Below are 26,367 nucleotides of genomic sequence, written 5' to 3' on the forward strand. Positions count from 1 at the left end.
TCTCCTCAGGAAGTAGGTTTGTCTCCCCGTGCCCTCTCTCGATCTCCGACGGCCGGTGTGGCTGCATCCGACGGTGTTTCGTATCGAGTCGTTGTCCGCGCTCGTCGTGGCGATGGCCCTCATCCCGGAAGCGTTGTCGTTCTCCATCATCGTGGGGGTCGATCCCCGGGTGGGCTTGTTCACCGCCGCGATCATGGCGATGACCATCGCATTCACCGGTGGGCGTCCCGCGATGATCTCGGCGGCCACCGGTTCGGTATCGCTGGTGCTGGCCCCGCTCATGGCGTCACACGGTTTGCAGTACCTCATTGCGGCCGTCTTCCTCGGCGGTGCGATGCAGATCCTCCTCGCCGTCCTCGGGGTGGCGCGGCTCATGCGGTTCCTGCCTCGCAGCGTGATGGTGGGGTTCTGCAACGCGCTGGGAATCCTGATCTTCGTGCACCAGTTCCCGTATCTGACGAATGTGCCGTGGGCGGTGTACGCGCTGCTCGCCGCCGGTCTGGCGCTGCTCGTGTGGATCCCGAAGCTGACCACGGCGGTGCCCGCCCCGCTGCTGGTGATCGTCGGTCTCACCGCGTTCACCGTCCTCGCCGGTGTCGCGGTGCCCACCGTCGGGGACCAGGGTGAACTGCCAGACGGACTGCCGACTCTGATCGGGTTGCCGGACGTTCCCCTCACCGTCGACACCCTGAAGATCATCGCGCCGTTCGCGCTGGCGATGGCCGTCGTCGGACTGCTCGAATCGCTGATGAGCGCCAAGCTCGTGGACTCCGTCACCGATACGCACTCGGACAAGACGCGGGAGTCGTGGGGGCAGGGCGTCGCGAACATCGTGACCGGTCTCTTCGGCGGCATGGGCGGGTGCGCACTGATCGGGCAGACCATCATCAACGTCAAGACCGGTGGCGCGCGAACCCGGTTGTCGACGTTCCTGTCCGGTGCGTTTCTGCTGATTCTCGTGGTCGGGCTCGGCGACGTGGTGGGGACCATTCCGATGGCGGCGCTCGTCGCCGTGATGGTGCTGGTGGCCGCCACGACCTTCGACTGGCACAGCGTCCGCACGCTTCGGCGGATGCCGCTGAGCGAGACGATGGTGATGCTCAGCACCGTGGCGGGCACCCTGGCCACCGACAACCTCGCGGTCGGTGTGGGTGTCGGCGTGCTGGTGGCGATGGTTCTGTTCGCACGCCGGGTAGCCCACATGGTGGACGTGCGCGGCGAACTCGACGGCGACGTGAAGATGTACCGGGTGAGCGGTCAGCTCTTCTTCGCCTCGTCGAACGACCTCGTGTTCTCGTTCGACTACGCCGACGACCCCGGCCGCGTCGTGATCGATCTGTCAGGCGCCACCATCTGGGACGCGTCCACCGTGGCCGCGCTCGATGGCATCACCACCAAGTACGCGAGCCGCGGCACCGACGTCACCGTGGAGGGCCTGAACCCGGTCAGCGAGGAGCGGTACCGCAGGCTGACCGGCCGGCTGGGCGACTAGCCCGCGGTTTCCCGCAGGTACGCGAGGTCCTCGGCCAGCCCCTCCGACGGCGTCTCGAGGACGACGGGCGCATCGGCGGTGCGCACGACCTCGGCGAGCAGTTCGGCGTCGATGGTTCCCTCGGCGAGGTTGGCGTGCCGGTCGCGGGCCGAGTTGAACTCGTCGCGGGAGTTGTTGAGGTGCACCAGGTCGATGCGTCCGGTGATGGCCTTGATGCGTTCGACGACACCGACCAGTTCCTCGCCGCCCGCCCACGCGTGACAGGTGTCGAGGCAGAATCCGGCGCCGAAATCGCCGACCTCCTGCCACAGCCGGTCGATGGCGTCGAAGTGCCGTGCCATCGCGAAGTCGCCGCCTGCCGTGTTCTCGATCAGGATGGGGACCGGGAATCCGCCCTTGTCGGCCTGGCGTTCGAAGAGTTTGCGCCAGTTGACGATCCCTGCGTTCACGTCCTCGCCGTCGCGGACGTGCCCGCCGTGGACCACCAGGCCGAACGCGCCGATGTCGGCGGCGGCCTGCGCCTGCTGCGCGACGGCGTTGCGGGACGGCATCCGGAGCCGATTGTTGAGGCTGGCTACGTTGATCACGTACGACGAGTGCACGACGACGTCGATGGGACTGTTCCGGATCTCGTCGGTCCGCGGATGCGTCGGCGGTTTGTCCCACTTCTGCGGGTCCGTGAGGAACATCTGGATGACGTCGGCGCCGAGCCGTTCGCCGTATCCGATCGGATCTTCGTCCTGGCGGACGTGTGCTCCTATGCGCATGTATCCAGGGTAGGGGGTGGGTGTGACGAGGTGCCTTGTGCTTGTGTTCGCATGCTTAAAGCCGAAGGCCATCCATTTTCCGTTCTTCTCGCACCTTAAGCTTGCTATCGCAGTCATAGATATGGACTTCGAGACAGAATCGGCGCACACTGGCTTTAAGCATCCGTCGAAAAGCATTGCACCGATCAGGGAGGCTTCATGGCAACCCCACGCCGCCGCGAGCGAACCGAGACCGGCGGGGTCGCCGACGGGTTCGTGGCGCGGCGACATCAGCTCGGGCTGACGCAGGCGGAGCTGGCCGACCTGGCCGGGGTGTCGAGGTCCAGCGTGCAGTCGATCGAATCGGGTCGGGGGACCGTGCAACTGGATCTCGTCGACGCCGTCGCAGATGCGATGGGCTGCCGTCTGGCGCTCGTCACCCGCTCGGGCGTGGAGGTGGCGTCCTGATGGTCGAGAACCTCAGCAACGTCGACCGTGCCGACGTCTACAAGGGTGAGCGCCTCGCGGGCAGTCTCGCGCGGGAGGGCGGCGACGTCGTCTTCCGCTACGACGCCACGTACCTGCAGGACCCCGGCGCCCCGCAGGTCGCGTGGACGATCCCCACGTCGTCGACCGAGGTGCGCGCGAGTGGGGGCAGCGTTCCGCCGTTCTTCGCGGGTCTCCTCCCGGAGGGAATCCGGCTGCGGGGTGCGGTGGCGGCCACCAAGACGTCCGAGGACGATCACCTCACGATCCTGATGGCGGTCGGGGCCGACACGATCGGCGACGTGCGCGTGCTTCCCGCCGGGGCGCCGCCGCCCGAGACCGCACCGGTGTTCGACCCCGACGCGGTCGAGCGCCAGGACCTGCGGGCGTTGTTCGAGCAGATGTCGGGGCACGAGGCGGTGAAACTGGACCCCACCTCGCTGCCCGGTGTGCAGGCGAAGGTGTCGGCTCAGATGTACTCGACGCCGATCGCGACCGACAAGGGTCCCGCCATCCTCAAACTCTCGCCACCGCAGGGATATCCGCAGTTGGTCGAGAACGAGCACTTCTTCATGGGACTCGCCGCAAAGTGCGGGTTGCCCGTCGCCGACCATCAGCTGGTGCGCGACGGGAAGGGCAATGCCGGTCTGCTCGTCGCCCGTTTCGACCGGCGGGTCGATCCGTCCGGCCGCGTCATCCGCACACCGCAGGAGGATGCGTGCCAGGTGATGGGGATGTTCCCCGCCGCCAAGTACCGGCTGAAGACCGAGAGCGTGATCACCGCACTCGCCGGCGTGTGTGAGCGCGGCGGCGGTTCGGCCCGGGTCGCCACCCTGGAGCTGCTTCGGCTGGTGGCCTATTCGTACGCGATCGGGAACGGTGACCTGCACGGCAAGAACTTCTCGGTGCAGCTCGCCGCATCGGGTTTGTGGAGTGTCACACCGGCCTACGACCTGCTGTGCACCCAGCCGTACCTCGGATGGCGCGACCCGATGGCCCTCGACTTCTACGGCAAGGCGAACAAGCTGAACCGCAGGCACTTCGTCGAGTCCGGCGGGCGGCTGGGTGTTCCCGAACGCGCGGTCACCAGAATGCTCGACGGCGTCCGCAAGGGCATCGGGCGTGGCATCGAGGAGATCGAGACGATCGGCTTCACCGCGAAGGAGAACGCCCAGCTGCGCACACTGATGGAACGGCGCTCGGACGAACTGGGCTGAGCCGGCTCACCACACTCGAAACGCGCTGTCCGAGAGCGTGAATCCGTGGCCCGCGTCGCTGCGGCACGTGACCCCGGACGTCTCGTCGACGAGGCACGTCAAATCGTTCACGTGTAACGCGGTGCCGTACGACAGTGCGGGGGCGGCAGATCGGTCGAGCGGGTAGTACCGGGGGTCGCCGGCGCTGGCGAACTGACCGGGGCGGCCACCGGCGACCTCGATCGCGTTGGGCGTCACCGGGGTGCCGGACGCGCCGGCGCCCGGAACCTTCGGCGCCGACGCCGGCATCGGGCCGTGACAGCCGGCGGTCGGGACGTCGCCGCCGGTGAGGATCGCACAGTGGAACTTGGTGCTCGGTGTCGTGAAGTAGTAGCTCCCCGCCGCGGTGCCCGCAAACGTCTGCGGGTTTGCCTGGGCCGGGGTGTTCGTGGTGGTGGTCGTCGTGGTGGTGGTGGTCGTCGTGGTGGTGGTCGTCTTCGGTGCGGTGGTCTTCGGTGTGGTCGTCACCGTCGGGGTGGTCGCGGGCCCCGCGACGGCGCCGGTCTCGGGGGATCCGTCGACCGCGCGACCGCAACCGGCCACCACCAACGCTGTCGCGAACAGAAGTACCGCACGCAACGTGAAGGTCATGAGGGAGAGCCTAGATCCGCACCCCGCCTCGAGTGGTCGCGGCGCGTCCGAGGAAATTCTGGGACAGTGGTGACCAGTGAACGGCCAGGAGGTCCGATGTCGGAAAGCACCGAGTACGAGGAGCGGCGTGCACGCATCTCCCTGCAGGTCCGCCAATGGTGTGAACGATCCGCGATCACGGGCACGCACGCCCCGTTGTCGGACGCCGCTGCCGTATTGATCGCCGCCGGACACCTCGATTCGCCCACCCGGCAGGTACTCACCCACCGGCGTCGCGCCGGCCGCACCATCCCGTCGATCGGCGGCTTCGGGGCGCTGCGACTGCTGACGGACGAGTACCACCAGGTGGCGCGCCGCGCCGACAGCCTGCGTCCCGGACCGGCGCAACTACTGTTCAAATACCGTGCCACCGAACTGGCCCGCAAGCTGCAGTCGTCTCGGGCTGCGGTCGTGATGTCGCCGGCGCACTACGGCAACGGCGTCCGGGCGATGCGCCGGGATCGGCGTGAGGGTGTCCATCTCGATCTCGAACAGCGTGAGGCGCTGTTCCGGGCGCTGCAACGCACACCGGCGCCGATCGCCGGCACCGCGCTCGAACGTGCAGGCAATTACGCGCGCGGCACCGCGGCGGAACGCCTCGGCCAGGCCGCCGAAAACACCCCGATGGCCGCAGTCGGCCGCCGCGTCGCCGAGGCCATCGGTAAGGGCGTCGATCTCGACAACGACAGATTCGCCGACTCGTACGACACCCTGCTCTACCTGGCGGGGATGCTCTTCGACAGGATCGACGGTTCCGCAGTCTGGCATTCGGAGCACTTCGCGATCCAGCGGTACCAACTCGACCTCGCCGAGGAACTGACGCAGATCGCCGTCGATACCGTGGCGCTGCGCGGAATCCGGACCGAACTCGACGAAGCGCTGCGTGCCACCCATTCCGACACAGCCCGTCAACAGATCGAGGCCCGGCAGAACGCACTGAAGCCGGTGTGGGATCAACTGGTCGACCGCGTCGCCGCACTCGCACGAATCGGCGACCTGCTGTCCCGAGCCGAGGTGCAACTGCGGTCCGTGCTGGCGGTCAACCGGGCGATGAGTCTCGACAGCCGCATCGACGAACTCATCGCACGCTCCGGTGACCGCGAGCTGTCGGCGGAGAACACCCATCACGTCGGCGATCAGTTCGGCGGGGTGGAGGAGCTGATGCTCACCTACCAGTCGACGCTGTACGGAGACATCGCCGAACTCACGTCCTGGTCAGGTGGGAACAAGTGACATTCACCGCGCTGGGAGACGAATCTTTCGTCTCCCTCACCACGTTCCGCCGGTCCGGGGAGCCCGTGTCGACGCCGGTCTGGATCGCGCGCGACGGCGACGCTCTGGTCGTCACCACTCCGGAGGACAGCGGAAAGGTGAAGCGGCTACGCAACAACCCGAGCGTCGAAATTCGCCCATGTTCGCGGCGGGGAAAAGTGGAAACCGGGGTAGACCCGGTAGTCGCAGTGGCCGAGATCGTCACCGACGAGTCCACTAGCCGAAGGATGGCCGACACCATCCGGGACGAGTACGGGCTGGAATACCGGATCGTGATGTTGGTCGAACGCATCCTCGCGCGTCGGCAGAAGCCGCGGGTGCTATTACGGATCACCCCGGCGACCGAGAGGGTAACGCCCACCGCGTCATGACGCGCGTAGGTGCGCCGGGGTCGGGAGCGGCGGCGCGGTTGATCGGTAGTGGTGCCCGGTCGGGGTGCCGAGGTCGATGAGGTGGGTGCCGCCGGGGTTGTGTACGGGGCGGGCGGACCATCCGTCGCCTTCCTTCGCGTAGTTGCAGGCCTCGCAGAGCCCGGACCCGTTGTCCGCCGTCGTGGCACCGGATTCTCGGTGTGAGCGGATGTGGTCGTGATGCCGGATCGGCGCGTCGCACCACGGGGTGCGGCACGTCCGATCCCGGAGGTCGATCAGTGTGGCGAGGCTTTTCGGGAACGTGCGCGACTGCGATTCCATCGCCGTCAATGCCCCCGACTGCGGGCACGAATACACCCGCCGCAGCGACGTCGCGGTGTCACTGTCGACGGCGTCGGCCACCAACTGCCGGGCGATTCCCGCCGGCACCGGCCCGAACCCCTGCAAGTGCGCGGCCTCGCGACCACCGGCCAGCAGGGTCTCGTCCGAGAGCACCAGATTCACCGCCACCGGAACCCCCGACGCCACTGATGCTCCGGTGCCGCGGTCGAACAACAAGTCCACCATCAGCTGATTGCGGGTACGGCCGCCGCTGTTCCCGGTCGCGATGAGACTGTCCGCATCCCGACCCAGCGTGGCCTGCAAACACACCGCTTGCTCCACCGGCATCAACACGCTCAGGTAGGCCATCGAGTCCGGCGCCGGCCGTGTCGTCACCCGACGCTCCGACACCGCCTTACGATGCCGGGCCACGACCGCCGCGGCATCGAGTTCCACCGCCAACGCTTTCGCGCGCGCGATCAGACCGCGGTCGCCGACGCCGTCGAGAGTGGCCGGGTCCGAGCACAACCGGCGGTCCACGATGCCCCGATCCGCCGCGGACAGGCACGCTGTTTCGCGCACGAGCAGGGTGGCACGCCATTCGTTCAACCGGCCGGTCTGCAACATCGCCAGGGTGTGCGGCATCTCGTGCACCAGCGCCTGCGCGAATTCGAGATGCCGCCCGCCGCGATTTGGGGATTCCCTGCGCGCCAACGCAATCTGCGACGCGATGCCGCGGTCCCAGTCGGCTCGCGGCAACCCCCGAGCCTTGCGGTCCGCACGGATACTCGTGACGACGCCGTCGGTGATCACCGCCTGCGCCGCGCACCCGACCGATTTCAACGCCTCGATCGCGTCGAGCCACTCGATCCCCAACCCCGCATCTCCGTCGACGGAAACCCTCCGCAGCCGCGCCGTGAACGCACGCAACTCGGCCAGATCCGCTGCAATCAATTCCCCCACAACCAACCTCCCCCAAGGTTCGAATGTATGTTCGACCTTACCAATCATGTTCGACCAGGGCAATACCCGGCTACGGTGGTGTGGGAACTCTCGTCGAGAATGATGTGGGGGTTGGGTGCGATGACCGATGATGCCGATCTGCAACGGGCGGTTGCGAACGAGTTCTCGGCACTCGCCGATCTGCTCGACGGGATCTCGGATGCGGAGTGGGACACACCGTCCCTGTGCGAGGGCTGGCGGATTCGAGAAGTGGTCGCGCATCTCACCATGGCTGCGCGCTACTCCGAGGAGCAGTTCATGGCGCGCCTGCGTGAGTGCGAGTTCGATTTCACCCGGCTGTCCAACGAGATCGCCCGTAGCGACGCCGAATTGGCGCCGGAGGAACTCGTCGCCTGCCTGCGCGCGGACATCATGCGCCGCTGGACTCCGCCGGGCGGTGGCTACCACGGCGCGCTCAACCACGTGGTGATCCACGGTCTCGACGCCACCGTGCCGCTCGGGCTGCCGCGACACGTACCGGAGGGGACGATGCGGGTCGTTCTCAACGACCTCACGGCGGGTGGCGGGCACTCGAATTTCGGCGTCGGCATCGAGGGACGTGGCCTGCGGGCCACGGACCTCGACTGGTCGTACGGGTGGGGCGCCGAATTACGGGGAACGGGCGAGGATCTCGCGCTGATGATCTGCGGCCGCACGCTGCCGGCAGGACGGGTCGCGGGCGACCCGTTATAAGTCGGGTTCAGATACCCGGAATGAAGCCCGGGTAGACGAAGTGTCCGGGACCTCCGCCGGGGAGGGTGGCGCCGAGCGATCCGGGGAAGTCCATGGACAACTTGACGAGTTTGTGTGGTTGCCCGTTCTGATCGGCTTGCCAGCAGTCGAGCAGCACGCCGTGGAAAGCGGTGCAGACGATGCGGTTGGCGGTTCCGAACGGCGACGTGAGCCGGTTCGCGCTGACGAACGGATTCCAATAGTCGAGATCGGTGGGGGTGAGGAAGTTCTGGTTGTCGAACGGCGCGACCGGACTGGGCTCGGTGGGTACCGGCGGCCATTCGTCGGCGGCGGCCACACCGGCGCTCCCGAGAAGGGCGGCTGCGGCGACGGCCACGGTCGCGGTGCTCTGTGTGAATCGGCGAGTAGCGGTAGTCATCTCCACCAGGCCAGGGTAAACCGGCGGCAGTTTCTACGTCCGCAAACCGGGATGACGGCTGGCCAGGACCGGGACGAGGAGTTTGTTCGGCGCGAGGTGGGCGAACACGGAGGCGGCCCGGTTCGCGAGGCCGGGGATGGCGATCATGTGCCCCTTGTCGAGGCCGTCGATTCCGGTCCTGGCCACGGATTCGGGGCTTTCCCACATGAAGCTGGGCAGTGCGGCTTCGGCGTCTTCCTTCGCGAAGCCGGCTGTCTCACCGAAACCGGTGTCGACGGGTCCGGGGCAGAGGGCGGTCGCCGTGACGCCGGTGCCCTTCAGTTCGCCGGTGAGGCTCTCGGTGTAGGAGAGGACGAATGCCTTTCCGGCGGCGTAGGCGGCTTGTCCGGGCAGTGGCTGGAACGCGGCCGTGGACGCGACGTTGAGGACGGCGCCGCGGCGTCGTTGCACCATGCCGGGCAGGGCGCGGCTGCAGAGGTCGGCGACGGCCATGACGTCGACCTCGATCATGTTCATCTCGGCGTCCGGATCGGACGCGGCCACCGGGCCGAGCGTGGACAGGCCGGCGTTGTTGACGAGGATGTCGAGGGTGAGTCCGAGCTCGCCGACCCGGTCGAGCAGCGTCGCGCGGGCCGAGCGGTCGGGGAGATCGGCACCCAGCACATGCGCCCGACCGCCGGCCGCCCGCAGTTCGGTGGCCAGTTCCTCCAACTTCTCGGCCCGGCGGGCGACGAGCACCACCTGGTGACCGCGGCGGCTGAGTTCACGGCTGAGGGCCGCGCCGATCCCGGACGACGCTCCGGTGACGAGGGCGGTGCGATCGGCGGCAGGGGTGGGCAGGCTCATGTGTCCAACCTACGTGCCGCCGTCGCACGCGCAAGGGTTCACCGGTCAGGCGTGGGTTCCGCCGTCGATGCGGATCTCGGTTCCGGTGACGAACGCGCCGTCGTCGGAGGCGAGCATGGCGACGACTCCGGCGACCTGCTCGGGTCCGCCCATGGCCGCGCCGCCCGATTCCAGGGTGGTGGGCAGGATGGGTGAGAGTTTGGCGAACAGGCTCCAATCGGCGTCGGACGGAACGTATCCGGATGTGGCGTCGGTGATGCCGGTCTTGATGCTGCCGGGTGCGACACCGACGGCGCGCAGACCTTGCTTGCCGTATTCGAGGGCCAGCGCGTGGGTGAACGACTGGATGCCGCCCTTGCTCGCGGCGTACGCGGCCATGTAGGGGTGCGCGAACGCGGCGGAGGTGGAACTGAAGTTCACGACGACGCTGCGTTCGTTGTTCAGCAGTGCGGGCAGGCATTCGCGGACCATGAGGAACGTGCCGGTGAGGTTGATCCCGATCACCTGATTCCACACGTCCAGCGACGTTTCGTGGGTGTGCGAGGCGCGGAGGATGCCGGCGGCGTTCACGAGTACGTTCAGTCCGCCGAGTTTCTCGACGCTGCTGTTCACGCCGTCGGTGACGGACTTCTCGTCGCCGATGTCGATTGCGGCCACGCTGAGTCGCCCTGCCGTGCCTGCCGCCTCGGCCAGTTCCGCCGTCCGCGCGAGGCCGTCCTCGGACACGTCGGCTGCCACGACGGTGCCGCCTTCCTCGAGCAGGCGGAGGGCGGTGGCCTGTCCGATGCCCGATGCGGCTCCGGTCACCAGGATCCGCCGGTTGTCGAATCGATTCATCGTCTGTGCTCCTCGTGTGTTTTCCGAATTCGATCTCATTGGCCCATGACGTATTTGACGGTCGGCCCGGCGGTCCATCCGCCGTCGACGGCCAGTTCCGCCCCGGTGACGTACGTGGACGCGTCGGACAGTAGGAATCCGACGGCGCCGGCGATCTCCTCGGGCACCCCGACCCGGGCCATGGGGGTGTTGGGGTAGTTGCCCTCGCCCTGCTGGATTCCGAGGCCCGCGGTCATCGGGGTGTACGTCATTCCGGGGTGGACGGAATTGACGCGGATCCGGTCGGTGCCCAGTTCCACGGCGGCGATCTTCGTGAGCCCGCGCACGCCCCACTTGGACGCGCCGTAACCGGCGGTGAGCGCGAGTCCCATCAGTCCGGCGGCCGACGAGATGTTGACGATCGATCCGCCGCCGGCGGCGCGCATCGGGCCGATCACGGCCTGCAGACCGTTGAACACGCCGGTCAGGTTGATGTCGAGGACCGTCCGGAAGTGTTCGAGCGGTTCGTGCTCGATGTACTGGCCGGTGGAGATGCCGGCGTTGTTGACGAGGCCGTCGAGGCGCCCGAATTCGCTCGTTGCGACGTCGACCGCGGCCTGCCACTGCTGCGGGTCGGTGACGTCGAGGTGGCTGTACCGCGCCCGGTCACCGAGCTGGTCGACGGTCGCGCGGCCGTCGTCGTCGAGAACGTCGCCGACCACGACGCTGCCGCCCTCGTCGACGATGCGCTGGGCGAAGGCAGCGCCGAGCCCCCGCGCCGCCCCGGTCACGATCACAACCTTCCCCGCCAGTTGCTGTGCGGTCTCGGTCATCTCAGCTCACATCCTCGTCGTCAATGAATCACTTTCGTCGGGCACGTCGGCTGCCGACGGCCCGAGTCTGCTGTTGGCGCCGCCGGCGGGAAACGGGTTCTCCCGGTGATCGGAACAACTCGTAGCCACGGGAAACGTCCGACCACTGTGATGTGGATTACCCGCTGATGTTCCGGACATGCCGGACGGGCGGATCTCCCCGACGGCCCATCGAAAGGCTTCCCCCATGTCTCGACGCGTCACCTCCGCCGCCGCGGCGCTGCTCACCGGCAGCGTCCTGTTCGCGGGTTTCGGCACGCCTGCGCTCGCTTCGGCGGACCCGCTGTCGCTGCCGGGAATCAGTCTCCCGGGATTCGGTTCGTCCGACTTCGGGAGCGCGGGCCCGGTCGCCGAGACTCCGCGACTGGCGTCGGTCGACAACTTCCGCGATGTCGGGGGATCGGGCAGGGGGTACGCCACCGCCCGCGGAGGACACGTCACGAGGGGGCTGTTCTACCGTTCGAACGCGCTGGTTCCGAACGATCAGGATCTCGCTGTTCTCACCGGGCTCGGCCTGACCGCGGTGTATGACGTGCGGACCGTCGAGGAGGTGGCGGCGAAGCCCGACCGGCTCCCGGCCGGGCCGCGGTACCTCGGTATCCCCATCCTGTCGGGAGACCTGGGGGCGGCAGTCGCGCAACTGAAGTCGCCCGCCGACGCCGTCGCGTTCATGCAGCAGATGAACCGCAGCTTCGTCGACGACCCGGCGACCCGGGCCGGGTTCGCGCAACTCCTGACGTCATTGGCCGACACCGAGGGGCCGCAGATCTTCCATTGCACGGCGGGCAAGGACCGCACCGGCTGGGCGTCTGCGCTGCTGCTTTCCATCGCGGGCGTTTCGCGGGACACCATCTTCGACGACTATCTGCTCACCAACGAGTACACGGCCGCGTCGATGAAGATCACGTACGACCAGATCGCCGCCAGCCGCGGTGAGGCGGTGGCGCAGATCTACCAGCCGCTGCTGGGCGTCGACCGGAGTTACCTCGAGGCCGGGCTCGGCCGGCTCACCGAGCAGTACGGGACGGTCGACCGCTATCTCACCGAGGGGCTCGGTCTGAGTGCGGCGACCGTCGACCGGCTCCGGGGCAAGCTGCTGAGCTGAGGTCAGGCGCCGATCGCGTCCGAGAGAGTCGTCAGCCGGCTGATCTCGGATGCGGTCAGGGTCACGGTGGGGGCGTCGAGTAGAGCGGGAAGTTGTTCGAGGCGGCTCGCGCTCGCGATCGGCGCGGTGATGCCGGGCCGCGTGAGGAGCCACGCGAGCGCGATGGTGGAGATCTCCGCCGAGTGCGTGTCCGCGATCTCGGCCAGGGCGTCGACGACGGCGAGGCCGGACTCGGAGAAGTAGCGGGTCGCCATCCGCTGGCGGGGCTGACCGTCCAGGTCGGCCTGGGTGCGGTACTTGCCCGCCAGGAAGCCGGCGGCGAGCGAGTAGTAGGGGAAGACGCCCAGGCCGTTCTCGGTGGCGATCGCGGCCACCTCGGGCTCGTAGTCGTGGCGGTGCACCAGGTTGTAGTGCGGCTGCAGCGCGATCGGGGCCGCGAAGCCGTTCTCGGCCGTCAGGGACAGCCACTCGCGGATGCGCTCGGGCGAGTAGTTGGAGATGGCGACGTGGCGGACGAGTCCGTCGCGGACCAGTTCGTCGAAGGCGCCGAGTGTGTCGACGAGCGGAGTGTCGGCGTCGTCGAAGTGGGCGTAGTACACGTCGATGTGGCCGGTCTGCAGCCGCTTCAGGGAGGCCTCCGCCGCCGCGCGGACGTTGGCGGGGGCCAGGCCCTTGAACTCCGGGTGCTGGCTGACCTTGGTGGCGATCACCATGTGGTCGCGGTTGCCGCGGGACGCCATCCAGTTACCGAGAACGGTCTCGGACTCGCCGCCGGAGTTGCCCTCGGCGAACGCGGAGTACGAGTCCGCCGTGTCGACGAAGTTGCCGCCGCCTGCGGCGAAGGCGTCGAGGATCGCGAACGACGTCGGTTCGTCACTGGTCCAGCCGAAGGTGTTACCACCGAGGGCCAGGGGAAAGATGTCCAGATCCGAGTTGCCGATCGCGACCACGGGTGCTCCGTTTCTAGGTGTGTCCTGTCCGGGAATGGGCGAAGAGTTCGCCTGACGACGCTATCGCAGCCGCTAGGCGCACGCGCGTCCGGCTACCGGACACAGTCTTCTCGGCGACGGATACCGTCGCGAATCGGACATGTGTGCGCGATCCCCGCCCACCGCGACTCCGACGGCATACCGTAAAGGGGGTGCGTTCGTTCCGGCGAGACACGGAGTTGAGTGATGCAGGACCAGTCGATCGATGACCTCTTGAACACGGGCCTGTTCGTCGACGGGCAGTGGATCCGCTCCAGCTCCGGTGAGACCCGGGACTGCATCAATCCGGCCGACGGATCGGTGGTCGCCACCGTCGACGAGGCGTCCCCGGAGGACGCGACCCGCGCCGTCGCCGCGGCCCGCGCCGCCTTCGACCAGGGAACCTGGCCCTGCACACCCGTCGCCGAGCGCACGGCGTTGGTCGCGAGGATCGCCGATCTCCTCGAGCGCGACAAGGAGACCCTCGCACGCATCGAGACGCTCGACACCGGAAAGACTCTGGAGGAGAGCAGGATCGACATCGACGACGTGGTGTCGGTGTTCCGGTACTACGCGCAACTCGCCGCGGTCGAAGCCGACGCTCTGGTCGATGTCGGCCGGCCCGAGGTGATCAGCCGGGTGGTGCGCGAGCCGATCGGCGTGTGCGTGCTCATCGCACCGTGGAACTACCCGCTGCTGCAGATCTCGTGGAAGGTGGCGCCCGCGCTGGCCGCCGGGTGCACCATGGTCCTCAAACCGAGCGAGGTGACCCCGCTCAGCACCATCGCGTTCACCGCACTGATCGCCGAAGCAGGTGTCCCCGCCGGGGTGGTGAACCTCGTGCAGGGCAGTGGCGCCGTGCTGGGCGCCGCGCTCACGGGCACCCCCGACGTCGACTTCATCTCGTTCACCGGCGGGCTGGCGACCGGACGCGTCATCCTCGAGACCGCGGCGAAGAACGTCACCAAGGTGGCGGTGGAACTCGGTGGCAAGAATCCGCACATCGTCTTCGCCGACGCGGACGGAGACGATTCGGTGGACCAGGTGCTCACCGGGGTGTTCCTGCATTCCGGTCAGGTGTGCTCGGCGGGAACCCGCCTGATCATCGAGGAGTCCATCGCCGACCGGTTCGTCGCCGCACTGGCCGCGCGGGCGGAGAAGATCCGGATGGGCAACGGTCTCGATCCCGCGAGCCGAACCGGCCCGCTGGTGTCCGAGGCCCACCGGGAGAAGGTCGAACGGTACGTGGCGCTCGGCCTCTCCGAGGGCGCCCGGTTGGTGACCGGGGGTGCCCGGCCCTCCGATCCCGCGTTGGCGGACGGGAGCTACTACCTGCCCACCATCTTCGACCACTGCGACCGCACCATGCGCCTCGTGCAGGAGGAGACGTTCGGCCCGATCCTCACGGTCGAGAGCTTCACCACGGAGGAGGAGGCGCTGCGGCTGGGCAACGACACCGAGTACGGCCTCGCCGCCGGCGTCCGGACCGCCGACAGCGCGCGGGGCGAGCGGATGGTGCGCGGTCTTCGCCACGGCACGGTGTGGCTCAACGACTTCGGCTACTACACCGCGGCCGCCGAGTGGGGCGGCTTCAAGATGTCGGGGAACGGGCGCGAACTCGGCCCCACCGGTCTGGCGGAATACCAGGAGACCAAACATATCTGGCACAACACCTCGCCCACGGCGGCGGGGTGGTTCGACAACGGCTAGGTCGGCGCACGGAGAGGCGAGAGAACCATGGCTACTCGGCACGGAGCAGTGGGTGACGGAGGTGCGCCGGGGGACAGTGGACTCGGCGAACTGGGGTACAAACAGGAATTGGACCGCAGCCTCGGCAAATTCGCCAGTTTCGCGGCGGGAGTCAGCTACATCTCGATTCTCACCGGCACGTTCCAGCTGTTCTACTTCGGGTTCGGCACCGCCGGACCGGCGTACCTGTGGTCCTGGCCGATGGTGTTCGTCGGGCAGATGGCCGTCGCCCTGTGTTTCATGGAGCTCGCCGCCAAGTACCCCGTCGCCGGCTCGGTCTATAACTGGGCCAAGCTGCTCGGCAGCAGGATCGTGGGATGGTCGTCGGGCTGGCTGATGCTCACCGCGTCGATCGTGACCCTCTCGGCCGTCGTGCTCGCCCTGCAACTCAACCTGCCGCGGTTGTGGAGCGGATTCCAGATCATCGGTGACGGCAGCGGTGAGTACGACTTCGCCACCAACGCCGTCATTCTCGGCACCATCATGATCGCGTTCACCACGGCGGTCAACGCGTTCGGCGTCAAGCTGATGGCTCTCATCAACAGCACGGGTGTGTTCGTCGAACTGATCGCGGCCGTCCTCATCGCGATCATCCTCGCCGCCAACATCACTCGCGGTCCGGACGTGTTCTTCTCCACCCACGGGTACGGCGCCGGGGAGAGCGGTGGATATCTGACGGTGTTCCTCGTGGCGTCACTCGCCTCCGGGTACGTGATGTACGGATTCGACACCGCGAGTTCGCTCGGCGAGGAAACCGTCGACCCACGACGGACGGCTCCCAAGGCCATCCTGCGGGCGATCCTCGCGTCGTTCGTCATCGGCGGGGCGATTCTGGTATTCGCCGTCATGGCAGCCCCCGACCTCGAGGATCCGCTGATCGGCAGCAGCGAGGGCGGCCTGCAGTACATCGTCGAGCAGGTGATGTGGGGACCGCTCGGGAAGATCTTCCTGGTCTGCATCGTCGTCGCGGTCACGGTGTGTTCGCTCGCGGTGCACGCCGCGGCCATCCGGCTCACGTTCGCGATGGCCCGCGACAACGCATTGCCCTTCGGGGAGCGGCTGGCCCACGTCAACCCGAAGCATCAGACGCCCGTGGTCCCCGCCATCGTGATCGGTGTGCTCGCGGCGTTCATCCTCGTCATCAACATCGGTCAGCCGCAGATCTTCACGGTGCTGACATCGATCGCGATCATCATGATCTACCTGGCGTACCTCATGGTCACCGGGCCACTGCTGAAGAAACGCCTGCAGGGGCAGTGGCCGCCGAAGGAACTCGCGGAGAGCGGCTATTTCACGATGGGCCGGTGGGGGCTTCCGGTGAACATCTTCGCCGTGCTGTGGGGAGTGGGGATGGCGCTCAATCTCGCGTGGCCGCGCCCCGAGGTGTACGGCACTCCCTGGTACAACACGTGGGGTGCGTTCGTCTACATCGGCATCATTCTCGGGCTCGGTCTCCTCTGGTATGCGGTGAAGGGCCGCAACCACATCGGCTGTCTCGCCTCGCACGCGGCGTCGTCGAAGGACGAGGCGGAGAGCGAACTGCCATGACGGACACCGTGTTCGACTATGTCATCGCAGGCGGGGGAACGGCCGGATGTGTGCTCGCCGCGCGGCTCAGCGAGGACCCCTCGGTGACCGTCTGCCTCGTGGAGGCCGGGCCGTCCGACGTCGGTGACCGCAACGTCCTCGAGCTGTCGCAGTGGATGCATCTGCTGGACTCCGGCTACGACTGGGACTATCCGGTGGAGCCGCAGGAGAAGGGCAACAGCTTCATGCGACACGCCCGCGCCAAGGTGCTCGGCGGATGCTCCTCCCACAATTCGTGCATCGCGTTCTGGCCACCCGCCGAGACACTCGACGACTGGGCGGCGGCGGGTGCCACCGGCTGGGGCGCGAAGGACGTGCTGCCGCTCGTGGCGCGGGTGGAGAACAACGACGCCCCCGGCGAGCAGCACGGCCGCAGCGGTCCGGTGCGGTTGCGCGACGTCCCGCCGCACGACCCCTGCGGCGTGGCCCTGCTCGAGGCCGCGGCGAAGGTCGGGTTGCCCACCGTGCAGTTCAACCGGGGCACGACGGTGCTCGACGGGGCGGGGTGGTTCCAAATCAACGCGTCCGAGGGCGGCACGCGCATGTCGACGTCGCACGCCTACCTGCATCCGATTCTCGGGTCACGCCCCAACCTGGAGGTGCGCACCGACTGCCGGGTCAGCGAGATCGTCATCGACGACGCGCTGGCGGCGACCGGCGTGCGGTACCAGCGCCCCGATCTCACCGGATACGACACGGTCTCGGCGCGCCGCGAGGTGATCGTCACCGCCGGGGCCATCGACACACCGAAACTGTTGATGCTCTCGGGTATCGGGCCGACGGTGCACCTGCGTGAGATGGGTGTGCAGGTTCGGGTCGACGCTCCCGGGGTCGGGCAGAACCTCGACGATCACGTCGAAGGGCTGGTGTTCTGGGATGCGTCCCGGCCGATGGTCGAGACGTCCACGCAGTGGTGGGAGATCGGATTGTTCGCCACCACCGAGGAGGGGCTGAACCATCCGGACCTGATGATGCACTACGGCAGCGTGCCGTTCGACATGAACACACTCCGGTGGGGTTACCCCACCACGGACAACGGTTTCTGCCTCACCCCGAACGTCACGCAGGGACTCTCTCGCGGAACGGTACGTCTGCGTTCCCGCGACTTCCGGGATCGTCCGCGAGTGGATCCCCGGTACTTCACCGACCCGGACGGCCACGACGAGGCCGTGATGCTTGCCGGGATCCGGCTGGCGCGCCGCATCGCCGAGCAGGAACCTCTCCGCGGCTGGATCACGAGGGAACTGGCCCCCGGGCCGGAGGCGGTCACCGACGACGAACTGATCGACTACGCGCACCGGACGCACAACACGGTGTACCACCCCGCCGGGACCGCCAGGATGGGTGCGGCCACCGATCCGATGGCCGTTCTCGATCCGGAACTGCGAGTGAAGGGCGTTCGCGATCTGCGGGTGGTGGACGCGTCCGCCATGCCGAAACTGCCCTACGTCAATCCCAATATCACGGTCATGACGATGGCCGAGAAGTGCGCCGATCTGATCCGCGGAACCTGACCTGGCGACGTGTCGGAGGACCTGCGTGAACAGCCGGGTACTTTGAAGTCCTACTATCTCACCGTACTGGTAGAGAGACGGAAGGGCACGTCATGAATTCTCCTGAACCGATCGTGGTAGTCGACGGCGCGAGGACCCCGATCGGCAGCTTCGGTGGTGCGTTCAAGGACGTGCCCGCCCACGAACTGGGTGCCACCGCCGTCAAGGCCGCGCTGGAGCGTGCCGGGGTGCCGGGTGAGGACATCGACGAGGTGGTGATGGGCTGCATCGGTCAGGTCGGACCGGACGCCTACAACGCCCGCCGCGTGGCCCTGGCCGCGGGACTTCCGGAGAGGACCCCCGCGTACACCGTCAACCGGCTGTGCGGGTCCGGTCTGCAGGCGGTGTGGTCGGCGGCGCAGCAGATGCGCTGGGGCGGGGTGAACTTCGCCATCGCCGGCGGTGACGAGAGCATGTCGCGGATGCCGTTCTACGACTTCTCCGCCCGCTCCGGCTACAAGCTCGGCGACCGCACACTCGTGGACGGCACGGTCGCGATTCTGACCGACCCGTTCGGTGGGGTGCACATGGGCCGCACCGCCGAGGCCGTCGCGCGCAAGTACGACGTGAGCCGCCGGCAGCAGGACGAGTTCGCCGTCGAATCCCAGCGCCGCGCCGCCTCCGAGGCCGCGAAGGCCGCGTTCGCCGAAGAGATCACGCCGGTCGAGATCGGGGGCCGCCGCCCGAAGACGATCGACGTCGACGAGCACCCCAAACCCGACACCACCCTCGAGACCCTGGCGAAGCTGCGGCCGGCGTTCGAGGAGGGCGGGTCGGTGACCGCGGGCAACGCGTCCGGTATCAACGACGGCGCCGCGGCCCTGGTGCTGGCCACGCAGTCCGCCGCGCAGGAGAAGGGCCTGACCGGGCTGGTCACGCTCGAGGCCGTCGCGACCGCGGCGATGGACCCGGCTCTGATGGGGTACGCCCCCGTGCTGGCGCTGGCGAATCTGTTCGAGCAGACCGGCACCACCCCCGGCGACATCGACGTGATCGAGCTGAACGAGGCGTTCGCGTCGCAGGCCGTCGCCGTGATCCGGGACGCGAAGCTGAATCCGGAGAAGACCAACCCGTACGGCGGCGCGATCGCGCTGGGTCACCCGGTCGGGGCGACCGGCGCGATCCTGAGCCTGCGCCTGGCGAAGGACCTCGTGCGCCGCGACCTCGAACTCGGCATCGTCACCATGTGCATCGGCGGCGGCCAGGCCCTCGCCGCACTCTTCCGGCGCATCTAGAACCGAGGCAGACGATGAAGAAGCACATCCCGTCGTGGCACGACGACGAGGTGAAGGCCCTGTCCGAGCTCGCGGTCGGGTTCTTCGAACGCGAGGTGGTCGCGCACAACGAGAAGTGGGACGCCCAGCACCGCATCGACCGTGCGGTGTGGCTCGCGGCCGGCGAGCTGGGGTTGCTGTGCTGCTCGATCCCGGAGGAGTACGGCGGCGGTGGCGGCACGTTCGCCCACGACCTCGCCGTGTTCGAGGCCCAGGGCTATGCCGGCGACCTCGCGCTCGGCATCTCGGTGCATTCGGGGATCGTCGCGCACTACCTCCTCGAGTACGGCACCGAGGAGCAGAAGAGGACCTGGCTGCCGTCGATGGCGACCGGGGAGATCCTCGGCGCCATCGGCATGACCGAGCCCGGCGCCGGATCGGACCTCAAGGCGATCAAGACCACCGCGATCCGGGACGGCGACGAGTACGTCGTCAACGGGTCGAAGACGTTCATCACCAACGGCGCGTCCGCCGACATGATCGTGCTGGCGGTCAAGACCGACCCGAAGGCCGGCGCCAAGGGGGTGGCGCTGCTGATCGTGGATCTGCGGGACTGCCCCGGGTTCGCCGTCGGGCGGGTGTTGGACAAGGTCGGTCAGCACGGCGCCGACACGTCGGAGTTGTCGTTCACCGATGTGCGGGTGCCGGTGTCGAACCTGCTCGGTGAGGAGGGGCAGGGTTTCGGGCAGCTGATGGCGCAGCTGGTGCAGGAGCGGTTGATCATCGGCGCGCAGGCGTCCGGGGCGATGACTCGTGCGGTGGAGGACACCGTTGCGTACACGAAGTCGCGGCAGGCGTTCGGGCACAGTCTGTTCGAGTTTCAGAACACGGCGTTCGAGCTCGCCGAGTGCCAGACCATCGCCCGCACGTGTGCGGTGTTCCTGGACCATTGCATCGAGGCGCACCTGCGTGGGGAACTGGACCCGTCCGAGGCGGCGATGGTCAAGTACTGGCTCACCGAGCAGCAGTGCGCGGTGATCGACCGGTGCGTGCAGTTGCACGGCGGGTACGGGTACATGCGTGAGTACCTGATCGCCCGGATGTACGAGGACGCCCGCGTCCAGAAGATCTACGCGGGCGCCAACGAGGTGATGAAGGGAATCATCGCGAAGTCGCTGTAGCCGACGCCGGCTCACGCGAGACGTCGTACGCCGCCTCGTCGAACCGGCCGAGCCGCTGCCGCATGCGGTCGGTCGACCACGGCCAGTTGAAGCTGTTGCGGCCGTTGACGTCGAGGAAGTAGCTCTGGCAGCCACCGGCGTTGTAGACGGTGGTGGCCAGGGCTTCCTGCACCTGGGCGTTGAACGCGTCCTGCACTTCCCGGCGCGGTTCCATCCTGGTCCACCCGTTGCTCCGAGCCGCGGTGACGGCCTGGATCAGGTAGTCGAGTTGCGCCTCGAGGATCATGAACGCCGACGTGTGGCCGGTGCCCAGCGCGGGTCCGAGGAGGACGAACGCATTGGGGAAGCCCGCGACGGTGGTGCCGAGGTAGGCCTGCGGGCTGCCCTTCCAGTGATCGTCGAGGCTGCGGCCGTCGCCGTCGAACACCTTGGAACCGATCGGCATGTCGAGGATGTGGAACCCGGTGCCGAAGATGATGGCGTCCACTTCCCGTTCGGCGCCGTCGCTGCCGACGACGACGTTCCCGCGCACCGACTCAACGGCGTTGGCGTGCACCTCGACGTTGGGGCGGGTGAGTGCGGGGTAGTAGGTGTTCGACAGCAGTAGTCGCTTGCAGCCGAGCGTGTAGTCGGGGGTCAAGGCCTTGCGCAGCTTCGGATCGCGTACCTGTGCGCGGAGTTGCGCCTTGCCGACCTGCTGGATCACCCGCAGGATCCACGGGTGCCGGAAACCGAGTCCGAGCGATTCCATGATCGCGTACTCGACGCGTCGCAGGGCGCGGATCGTACCCGGCACGCGGCGCAGGATCGCGCGCTCGACACCGGGCAGCGTGTGATCCGGTTTCGGTAGCACCCATTGCGCGGTGCGCTGGTAGAGATGCAGCGATTCGACCGTCGGCTGGATCGCCGGGACGAATTGCACTGCGGATGCACCGGTTCCGACGACGGCGACGCGTTTGCCCGTGAGGTCGTAGGTGTGATTCCAGCGGGAGGAATGGAACACCTCGCCGGTGAAGGTGTCGAGTCCGGGGACGGTGGGAACGAGCGGTTCGTTCCAGGGTCCGGCGGCGGCGATGACGGCGTTGGCGGTGAACGTGCCCGCGGACGTGTCCACCGTCCACCGCCTGCTCTGTTCGCTCCACTGGGCGCGCTGCATCTCGGTGCCGAACTTCACGTGTGCGGGGACCCCGTGTTCGGCGGCGGTGCGCTCGATGTACCGGCGGATCTCCTCCTGTCCGGCGAACAACCGCGACCACTCCCGGTTGGGTGCGAACGAGTAGGAGTACAGCGCCGAGGGGACGTCGCACGCGCAACCCGGGTAGGTGTTGTCGCGCCAGGTCCCGCCTAGCGCGTCACCCTTCTCGAGGATGGCGAAGTTGTCGATTCCGCTCTGCTTCAGGCGAATTGCTGCTCCGATGCCGGAGATCCCGGCACCGACGATCAGAATGTCGTAATGCGTCATGCGCGTACTCCGTTCGCGAGCTGAGCGCGGGTGGTGACGAGGGAATGTTCGAGGGTGGCGAGCCGGCGCCGTCCGTCCATGAAGTTCGGACCCATGACGGCGAGGTCCTCGGCGGTCGCGTCGAGCCGGATCACCCGGGTGCCGGCCGCCTCCAGCTTCGCGATCTCGGCGTCCAGCCCGGAACTCATCCAGTTCCGCAGCATCAGGCGTTCGACGCGGGCCGCCCCGCGGCCCGCGATGCGGCCCGTCGACGCCATCGGTGCCAGCACGATCACCTCGTCGAGTTCGAGGGGCAGCACCAGGTCGGCGGATGCGGTGGACGCCGCACCGCCGTCGACGAACCGGCGGCCGCCGATGGGGACCGGCGGATACCAGCCGGGAATCGCCCACGACGCCCGCAGCGCCTCGGACAGGGTGGCGGTCGGTGCACCGGGTGAGCCGAATGCGATGCGCTCTCCCGTGTCGTAGTCCATGCTCACCAGCCACGTCGCGGGGTGGCGCACCCAGCCGGAGTGGCAGGTGAACCGCTGGGCGAGCCGGTCGAGCCACGCGGCATCGCCGCGGCCGTGGGGGAGGAGGCCGCTCGCGGCGGTCAGGGGTGGGAGCCCGCGGCGCAACAAGCCGGGCGAACCGAGGCCCGGTCCGGGGAGCGGCGGGAACCGTCCCGGTGCGGCGGCGAGGTGCCCGTCGAGCGCCGGGTGGGTGAGCCCACCGAGCTGCATCGCGAGCAGTTCGTCGACGCCCGCCCCGCCGCCCAGCATGGTGACGAGTTCGGCGCCCGCGGACGTGCCCACGAGTACGTCGGCGTCGCGCGGGTCCCAGCCCAGCGCGTCGCTCACGGCGACCAGGGCCGCCACGGTCCAGGCCGCGCCGAGCGTGCCGCCGCACCCGATCACCAGTCCGCGGCTGGGTTGTATGTCACTCGAAGTCATATCTAGAAGCTAGCAGAAACCAGATACCGGCGGTATATGAAAATTAGAATATTCTCGCATTGGCTTCGGAGAAAGGGTGAGCATGGCGCGATTGACCAGGTCGGAGAGTCAGGCGCGCACACGGGCGCATCTCGTCGCGACTGCCCGCGACCTCTTCCTGGCCGACGGGTACGCGGCCACATCGCTCGAGAAAGTGGCCGACGAGGCCGGCTATTCCAAGGGTGCGGTGTACTCCAACTTCAAGAACAAGAAGGAACTGTGCCTCGAGGTGCTGGGGCTCATCCACGCCACCAAGGGGCAGGAGATCGCCGAGGCGCTCGGCGGCGGCGACACGATGGAGGAGCGGCTCGAGGCGTTCCAGGCCTGGGCGGAGAAGACACTCGGCGACGTCGGGTGGACCATGCTGGAGTTCGAGCTGATCGTGCTGTCCCGGCACGATCCCGAACTCCGCGACGCACTCACCGCCACTCTCGGGGTGGCCCGGGAGATCACGGTGACACTGCTGAAGTCGTTCACCGACTCACTCGGGGTCGTGTTGCCCGTGCCCGCGGAGGATGCGGCAGGCAGCATCCTCAGTCTCGGTGTCGGACTGGGTATTCAGCGCGCCATCGATCCGAGCATCTCCGCTCGGGTGGTCACCGACAATCTGCGGGTGCTGCTTGCGGTGTCGCAGGAGGCTCCGACTCCGGGGTCCGTGCCGGGGTGAAATTGGCGCGAGGAGCCGATCCGAGTGGCGGCGCGCGCGTACGGTGAATTCATGAAGCGGTGGAACGCCCTGGCGATTCCGGCTGCCGCCGCGGCTGCGATCGCGTCGTACGACCTTGTTCAGCGACGTCACGCGCTGCTCCGGAATTTTCCCGTGGTCGGGCACGGACGTTATCTGCTCGAGTCGCTCGGCCCGGAACTTCGGCAGTACATTACGACCGGCAACGACGAGGAACGTCCCTTCACCCGGGACCAGCGTCGCTGGGTGTACGCGTCGTCGAAGCGGGTGACCGACACGTTCGGGTTCGGTACGGACAACGACATCGAGTTCACCGACGGCTACACCATCATCAAGCACCGGACGTTCTCGGAGATTCCTCCCTCGGCGATGCCGCATGCAGACGAACATCTCGCGATTCCGTCGGCGAAGGTGCTCGGTGCCGCCCGCGGCCGGGCGCATGCCTTCCGCCCGCGCTCCATCGTGAACATCTCGGGGATGAGTTTCGGGGCACTGTCGTCGGCGGCCGTGGTCGCTCTGAACCGTGGTGCCGCTGCCACCGATTGCCTGCACAACACCGGCGAAGGAGGAATCTCCCGATACCACCGGAACGGCGCAGACCTGATCTTCCAGATCGGGACCGCGTATTTCGGCTGCCGTGACGAGGACGGCCGGTTCGACCTGGCGCGGCTTCGGGCGCTGGTCGAGTCGGCGCCGGTACGGGCCATCGAGATCAAACTCAGCCAGGGCGCGAAACCGGGCCTCGGCGGTCTCCTGCCGGGGGCGAAGGTGACACCGGAGATTGCCGAGATCAGAGGCGTACCGGAGGGCCGTGACTGCATCAGCCCGTCCCGGCACACGGCCTTCCGTGACGTCGACAGCATGCTCGACTGGGTGGAGCTCCTCGCCGCCGAGACGGGGCTGCCGGTCGGGATCAAGTCCGCGGTCGGTGACCCGACGTTCTGGGACCTGCTCGTCGAGGCGATGAGCAACTCCGGGCGGGGTGTCGACTTCGTGACCATCGACGGGGGTGAGGGCGGTACCGGCGCGGCACCGCTGGTGTTCACCGACGCAGTCTCGCTGCCGTTCCGTAGCGGCTTCGCGCGCGTGTACGCCAAGTTCGCGGAAGCCGGTTTGACCGACGGCATCACGTTCATAGGCTCGGGCAAGCTGGGCCTGCCCGACAATGCCGTGGCGGCGATGTCGCTCGGATGCGACCTGATCAATGTGGCGCGTGAGCCAATGCTCGCGGTCGGGTGCATCCAGGCGCAGAAGTGCCACACCGATCGGTGCCCGACGGGTGTTGCGACGCAAAACCCCTGGCTCGCACACGGACTCGACGCCGGCATCAAATCAGTCCGGGCCGCGAACTACCTGAGGGCGTTGCGCCGGGACGTATTCAAGGTGGCCGAGGCGTGTGGTGTCGCGCACCCCGGCCTGATCACCGCGTCGGACGTCGAGGTCGCGGACGGCAACCGGCATTCGGTCACGCTCGCCGACCTCTACGGTTACCGGCTGGGCTGGGGGCTGCCCGGTGACGCCGACCGTGCCGAGATCACCCGCCTGATGACCGAGGCCGCCGCCGTTCCCGCGGGCGAGACCGGGTCACCAGGAGCGAAGACGGCGCCCTGAGGGCGTGTCCGTCCCGACTACAGCCAGTCGCGTCGGCGGAACAGGATGTAGAGCAGGCTGGCCGACGTCACGATCACGATGGTGCTGGCGATCATCCCCGACAGCTGCCCCACTCCGGGAAACAAGACGTTCTGACCGAACCACCCCGTCACCGCGGTGGGAACCGCGATGATGGCCGCCCAACCGGTGAGCTTCTTCATGACGGTGTTGAGCCGGGCATCCTGGAGCGACAGATTCGTCTCGAAGACGGTCACCACCATGTCGCGCAACGACTCCGTCCACTCCGCGGCGCGCGTCACGTGGTCGTAGAGATCGGTGTACAAGCTGTCGAGAACCGGCGACTTGTCGCGTCCTGATTCGGCGCGCCCGCGCATGACGGCGCCCACCACCTCCCGCATCGGCAGCACGACGCGACGCAGTTGCACCAGTTCCTTCCGCAGCCGGTACGTGCGCTGCTGAATCTCCCGGGTCCGCGCGGACTCGTCGAACAAGCCCTCCTCGAGCGCTTCGATCGCGTCGTCGATCGTCTCGATCGTCTCGAACTGCCCGTCCACGATGGCGTCGAGCAGTCCGTGCAGGAGCGCGAGTGCGCCGGAACCCGGTGTGAGCAGTGCGGGGTCCTCCTCCCAGCGCTCCACCACCTGCGACATGTCGAATCGATCGTCCCGCCGCACCGTGATGATCCCGTTCGACACCACGAACGCGGAGACGCGGCTGAGCCGAAGCCGAGAATCGAGGACGCCGAGAGTGCTGACGTCGTCGGTCTCGAACCAGGTGGCGTACGCGGTCACGAACGCATGGCCCGCATAGCGCGTCGCCTTCGGCCGCTCACCGCGGGCAACGGCATCCTCGATGGCGTTCGGATCGAGCGACCACTCGGCCGCAAGCTCGGCCAGGCACTCGTGGTCGGGATCGCACAGGTCGACCCACACGAGCGCATTCTCGTCCTTCACCTGTTCGGACACGTCGGCAAGCGGAAAATCCTTGCCGACGCACTCGCCATCGCGCCACACACGGGTCTGCACCAGGTTGAGGGTCACCCTCCCAGTCTGCCGAACCA

At 67.8% G+C, this 26,367-nt stretch carries 25 protein-coding genes; 14 read left to right on the top strand and 11 right to left on the bottom strand.

Going from position 1 to position 26,367, the window contains the following annotated elements; all coding sequences use genetic code 11:
- The first annotated feature begins 28 nt into the window (after positions 1-28).
- Positions 29-1,492, top strand: a complete 1,464-nt coding sequence (locus tag JVH1_RS27820) for a SulP family inorganic anion transporter (RefSeq protein ID WP_009474597.1) — start codon at positions 29-31, stop codon at positions 1,490-1,492.
- Here JVH1_RS27820 and JVH1_RS27825 read toward each other — a convergent pair.
- Positions 1,489-2,259: a deoxyribonuclease IV gene (locus JVH1_RS27825; RefSeq protein WP_009474596.1), complete on the bottom strand. Its 771-nt coding sequence runs from the start codon at positions 2,257-2,259 to the stop codon at positions 1,489-1,491. The two genes, JVH1_RS27820 and JVH1_RS27825, sit on opposite strands and share 4 nt — an antisense overlap.
- A 198-nt stretch (positions 2,260-2,457) precedes the next feature.
- Between JVH1_RS27825 and JVH1_RS27830 the strand changes: the two genes are divergently transcribed.
- Positions 2,458-2,706, top strand: a complete 249-nt coding sequence (locus tag JVH1_RS27830; protein WP_009474594.1) for a helix-turn-helix transcriptional regulator — start codon at positions 2,458-2,460, stop codon at positions 2,704-2,706.
- Positions 2,706-3,941, top strand: a complete 1,236-nt coding sequence (locus tag JVH1_RS27835; protein ID WP_009474593.1) for a type II toxin-antitoxin system HipA family toxin — start codon at positions 2,706-2,708, stop codon at positions 3,939-3,941. Before JVH1_RS27830 ends, JVH1_RS27835 begins: the two co-directional genes overlap by 1 nt.
- Positions 3,942-3,947: 6 nt before the next feature.
- On the opposite strand, the gene JVH1_RS27840 is transcribed toward JVH1_RS27835, so the two are convergent.
- Positions 3,948-4,571, bottom strand: a complete 624-nt coding sequence (locus JVH1_RS27840) for a hypothetical protein (RefSeq protein ID WP_009474592.1) — start codon at positions 4,569-4,571, stop codon at positions 3,948-3,950.
- Positions 4,572-4,667: 96 nt separating this feature from the next.
- On the opposite strand from JVH1_RS27840, the gene JVH1_RS27845 reads away from it, so the two are divergent.
- Both JVH1_RS27845 and JVH1_RS27850 read left to right on the top strand, forming a co-directional pair.
- Positions 4,668-5,843: a hypothetical protein gene (locus JVH1_RS27845; protein ID WP_009474591.1), complete on the top strand. Its 1,176-nt coding sequence runs from the start codon at positions 4,668-4,670 to the stop codon at positions 5,841-5,843.
- Positions 5,840-6,253, top strand: a complete 414-nt coding sequence (locus JVH1_RS27850) for a PPOX class F420-dependent oxidoreductase (protein WP_009474590.1) — start codon at positions 5,840-5,842, stop codon at positions 6,251-6,253. Before JVH1_RS27845 ends, JVH1_RS27850 begins: the two co-directional genes overlap by 4 nt.
- Here JVH1_RS27850 and JVH1_RS27855 read toward each other — a convergent pair.
- Positions 6,248-7,537: an HNH endonuclease signature motif containing protein gene (locus JVH1_RS27855; protein ID WP_009474589.1), complete on the bottom strand. Its 1,290-nt coding sequence runs from the start codon at positions 7,535-7,537 to the stop codon at positions 6,248-6,250. The two genes, JVH1_RS27850 and JVH1_RS27855, sit on opposite strands and share 6 nt — an antisense overlap.
- Positions 7,538-7,657: 120 nt before the next feature.
- Between JVH1_RS27855 and JVH1_RS27860 the strand changes: the two genes are divergently transcribed.
- Entirely contained in the window at positions 7,658-8,269 is a 612-nt protein-coding gene (locus JVH1_RS27860) for a maleylpyruvate isomerase family mycothiol-dependent enzyme (protein ID WP_043778856.1), read from the top strand.
- A 7-nt stretch (positions 8,270-8,276) separates the two neighbouring features.
- On the opposite strand, the gene JVH1_RS27865 is transcribed toward JVH1_RS27860, so the two are convergent.
- Genes JVH1_RS27865 through JVH1_RS27880 form a run of 4 tightly spaced genes read right to left on the bottom strand, consistent with a single transcriptional unit; the run spans position 8,277 to position 11,182 of the window.
- Positions 8,277-8,687: a hypothetical protein gene (locus tag JVH1_RS27865; protein ID WP_011594800.1), complete on the bottom strand. Its 411-nt coding sequence runs from the start codon at positions 8,685-8,687 to the stop codon at positions 8,277-8,279.
- 33 nt (positions 8,688-8,720) lie between these two features.
- A complete protein-coding gene (locus JVH1_RS27870) occupies positions 8,721-9,533 on the bottom strand; it encodes an SDR family oxidoreductase (protein WP_009474586.1) in 813 nt (270 codons plus the stop codon).
- A gap of 45 nt (positions 9,534-9,578) precedes the next feature.
- Positions 9,579-10,370 (bottom strand): SDR family NAD(P)-dependent oxidoreductase, encoded by a 792-nt coding sequence (locus JVH1_RS27875; protein ID WP_009474585.1) that lies wholly within the window; start codon positions 10,368-10,370, stop codon positions 9,579-9,581.
- Between the two features lie 35 nt (positions 10,371-10,405).
- Positions 10,406-11,182, bottom strand: coding sequence for an SDR family oxidoreductase (locus JVH1_RS27880; RefSeq protein ID WP_009474584.1), 777 nt, complete (start codon positions 11,180-11,182; stop codon positions 10,406-10,408).
- Between the two features lie 226 nt (positions 11,183-11,408).
- On the opposite strand from JVH1_RS27880, the gene JVH1_RS27885 reads away from it, so the two are divergent.
- Positions 11,409-12,326, top strand: coding sequence for a tyrosine-protein phosphatase (locus tag JVH1_RS27885; RefSeq protein ID WP_009474582.1), 918 nt, complete (start codon positions 11,409-11,411; stop codon positions 12,324-12,326).
- A 2-nt stretch (positions 12,327-12,328) separates the two neighbouring features.
- Here JVH1_RS27885 and JVH1_RS27890 read toward each other — a convergent pair whose 3' ends face one another.
- Entirely contained in the window at positions 12,329-13,276 is a 948-nt protein-coding gene (locus tag JVH1_RS27890; RefSeq protein ID WP_009474581.1) for an aldo/keto reductase, read from the bottom strand.
- A 225-nt stretch (positions 13,277-13,501) separates the two neighbouring features.
- Between JVH1_RS27890 and JVH1_RS27895 the strand changes: the two genes are divergently transcribed.
- The 5 genes from JVH1_RS27895 to JVH1_RS27915 all read left to right on the top strand — a co-directional run bounded on the left by JVH1_RS27895 (position 13,502) and on the right by JVH1_RS27915 (position 20,578).
- Positions 13,502-15,004, top strand: coding sequence for an aldehyde dehydrogenase family protein (locus JVH1_RS27895; RefSeq protein ID WP_051033665.1), 1,503 nt, complete (start codon positions 13,502-13,504; stop codon positions 15,002-15,004).
- Positions 15,005-15,031: 27 nt separating this feature from the next.
- A complete protein-coding gene (locus tag JVH1_RS27900) occupies positions 15,032-16,591 on the top strand; it encodes an APC family permease (RefSeq protein WP_051004171.1) in 1,560 nt (519 codons plus the stop codon).
- Positions 16,588-18,144, top strand: coding sequence for a GMC family oxidoreductase (locus JVH1_RS27905; protein WP_009474578.1), 1,557 nt, complete (start codon positions 16,588-16,590; stop codon positions 18,142-18,144). The genes JVH1_RS27900 and JVH1_RS27905 overlap by 4 nt, the downstream gene beginning before the upstream one ends.
- Before the next feature lie 92 nt (positions 18,145-18,236).
- Positions 18,237-19,418 carry a thiolase family protein gene (locus JVH1_RS27910; RefSeq protein WP_009474577.1) on the top strand — a complete coding sequence of 394 codons (1,182 nt, stop codon included), beginning with the start codon at positions 18,237-18,239 and terminating at the stop codon, positions 19,416-19,418.
- Between the two features lie 14 nt (positions 19,419-19,432).
- Entirely contained in the window at positions 19,433-20,578 is a 1,146-nt protein-coding gene (locus JVH1_RS27915; protein ID WP_371113048.1) for an acyl-CoA dehydrogenase family protein, read from the top strand.
- Here JVH1_RS27915 and JVH1_RS27920 read toward each other — a convergent pair.
- Complete coding sequence (locus tag JVH1_RS27920; RefSeq protein ID WP_371113049.1) at positions 20,559-22,040, bottom strand: flavin-containing monooxygenase; 1,482 nt, start codon at positions 22,038-22,040, stop codon at positions 20,559-20,561. The genes JVH1_RS27915 and JVH1_RS27920 overlap by 20 nt on opposite strands.
- Entirely contained in the window at positions 22,037-22,972 is a 936-nt protein-coding gene (locus JVH1_RS27925) for a patatin-like phospholipase family protein (RefSeq protein ID WP_016882852.1), read from the bottom strand. Before JVH1_RS27925 ends, JVH1_RS27920 begins: the two co-directional genes overlap by 4 nt.
- A gap of 82 nt (positions 22,973-23,054) precedes the next feature.
- Between JVH1_RS27925 and JVH1_RS27930 the strand changes: the two genes are divergently transcribed.
- Complete coding sequence (locus JVH1_RS27930) at positions 23,055-23,678, top strand: TetR/AcrR family transcriptional regulator (protein WP_011594789.1); 624 nt, start codon at positions 23,055-23,057, stop codon at positions 23,676-23,678.
- Between the two features lie 51 nt (positions 23,679-23,729).
- Positions 23,730-25,307, top strand: a complete 1,578-nt coding sequence (locus JVH1_RS27935) for an FMN-binding glutamate synthase family protein (protein ID WP_237735125.1) — start codon at positions 23,730-23,732, stop codon at positions 25,305-25,307.
- 17 nt (positions 25,308-25,324) lie between these two features.
- Here the strand turns inward: JVH1_RS27935 and JVH1_RS27940 are convergent, their stop codons facing one another.
- The gene (locus tag JVH1_RS27940) at positions 25,325-26,347 is read right to left on the bottom strand and encodes a magnesium transporter CorA family protein (protein ID WP_009474571.1); all 1,023 of its coding nucleotides are present in this window, start codon (positions 26,345-26,347) and stop codon (positions 25,325-25,327) included.
- Between the last annotated feature and the right edge of the window lie 20 nt (positions 26,348-26,367).

Origin of the sequence: Rhodococcus sp. JVH1, from assembly GCF_000280725.2 — a bacterium.
Classification (GTDB): Bacteria; Actinomycetota; Actinomycetes; order Mycobacteriales; family Mycobacteriaceae; genus Rhodococcus_F; species Rhodococcus_F jostii_A.

What these genes read in the sequence shown, in the direction of transcription:
- JVH1_RS27825 (WP_009474596.1), bottom strand. Translation starts at nt 2,259, where the DNA reads ATGCGCATAGGAGCACACGTCCGCCAGGACGAAGATCCGATCGGATAC.
- JVH1_RS27830 (WP_009474594.1), top strand. Translation starts at nt 2,458, where the DNA reads ATGGCAACCCCACGCCGCCGCGAGCGAACCGAGACCGGCGGGGTCGCC.
- JVH1_RS27835 (WP_009474593.1), top strand. Translation starts at nt 2,706, where the DNA reads ATGGTCGAGAACCTCAGCAACGTCGACCGTGCCGACGTCTACAAGGGT.
- JVH1_RS27840 (WP_009474592.1), bottom strand. Translation starts at nt 4,571, where the DNA reads ATGACCTTCACGTTGCGTGCGGTACTTCTGTTCGCGACAGCGTTGGTG.
- JVH1_RS27845 (WP_009474591.1), top strand. Translation starts at nt 4,668, where the DNA reads ATGTCGGAAAGCACCGAGTACGAGGAGCGGCGTGCACGCATCTCCCTG.
- JVH1_RS27860 (WP_043778856.1), top strand. Translation starts at nt 7,658, where the DNA reads ATGACCGATGATGCCGATCTGCAACGGGCGGTTGCGAACGAGTTCTCG.
- JVH1_RS27865 (WP_011594800.1), bottom strand. Translation starts at nt 8,687, where the DNA reads ATGACTACCGCTACTCGCCGATTCACACAGAGCACCGCGACCGTGGCC.
- JVH1_RS27870 (WP_009474586.1), bottom strand. Translation starts at nt 9,533, where the DNA reads ATGAGCCTGCCCACCCCTGCCGCCGATCGCACCGCCCTCGTCACCGGA.
- JVH1_RS27875 (WP_009474585.1), bottom strand. Translation starts at nt 10,370, where the DNA reads ATGAATCGATTCGACAACCGGCGGATCCTGGTGACCGGAGCCGCATCG.
- JVH1_RS27880 (WP_009474584.1), bottom strand. Translation starts at nt 11,182, where the DNA reads ATGACCGAGACCGCACAGCAACTGGCGGGGAAGGTTGTGATCGTGACC.
- JVH1_RS27885 (WP_009474582.1), top strand. Translation starts at nt 11,409, where the DNA reads ATGTCTCGACGCGTCACCTCCGCCGCCGCGGCGCTGCTCACCGGCAGC.
- JVH1_RS27895 (WP_051033665.1), top strand. Translation starts at nt 13,502, where the DNA reads ATGCAGGACCAGTCGATCGATGACCTCTTGAACACGGGCCTGTTCGTC.
- JVH1_RS27900 (WP_051004171.1), top strand. Translation starts at nt 15,032, where the DNA reads ATGGCTACTCGGCACGGAGCAGTGGGTGACGGAGGTGCGCCGGGGGAC.
- JVH1_RS27905 (WP_009474578.1), top strand. Translation starts at nt 16,588, where the DNA reads ATGACGGACACCGTGTTCGACTATGTCATCGCAGGCGGGGGAACGGCC.
- JVH1_RS27910 (WP_009474577.1), top strand. Translation starts at nt 18,237, where the DNA reads ATGAATTCTCCTGAACCGATCGTGGTAGTCGACGGCGCGAGGACCCCG.
- JVH1_RS27915 (WP_371113048.1), top strand. Translation starts at nt 19,433, where the DNA reads ATGAAGAAGCACATCCCGTCGTGGCACGACGACGAGGTGAAGGCCCTG.
- JVH1_RS27920 (WP_371113049.1), bottom strand. Translation starts at nt 22,040, where the DNA reads ATGACGCATTACGACATTCTGATCGTCGGTGCCGGGATCTCCGGCATC.
- JVH1_RS27925 (WP_016882852.1), bottom strand. Translation starts at nt 22,972, where the DNA reads ATGACTTCGAGTGACATACAACCCAGCCGCGGACTGGTGATCGGGTGC.
- JVH1_RS27930 (WP_011594789.1), top strand. Translation starts at nt 23,055, where the DNA reads ATGGCGCGATTGACCAGGTCGGAGAGTCAGGCGCGCACACGGGCGCAT.
- JVH1_RS27935 (WP_237735125.1), top strand. Translation starts at nt 23,730, where the DNA reads ATGAAGCGGTGGAACGCCCTGGCGATTCCGGCTGCCGCCGCGGCTGCG.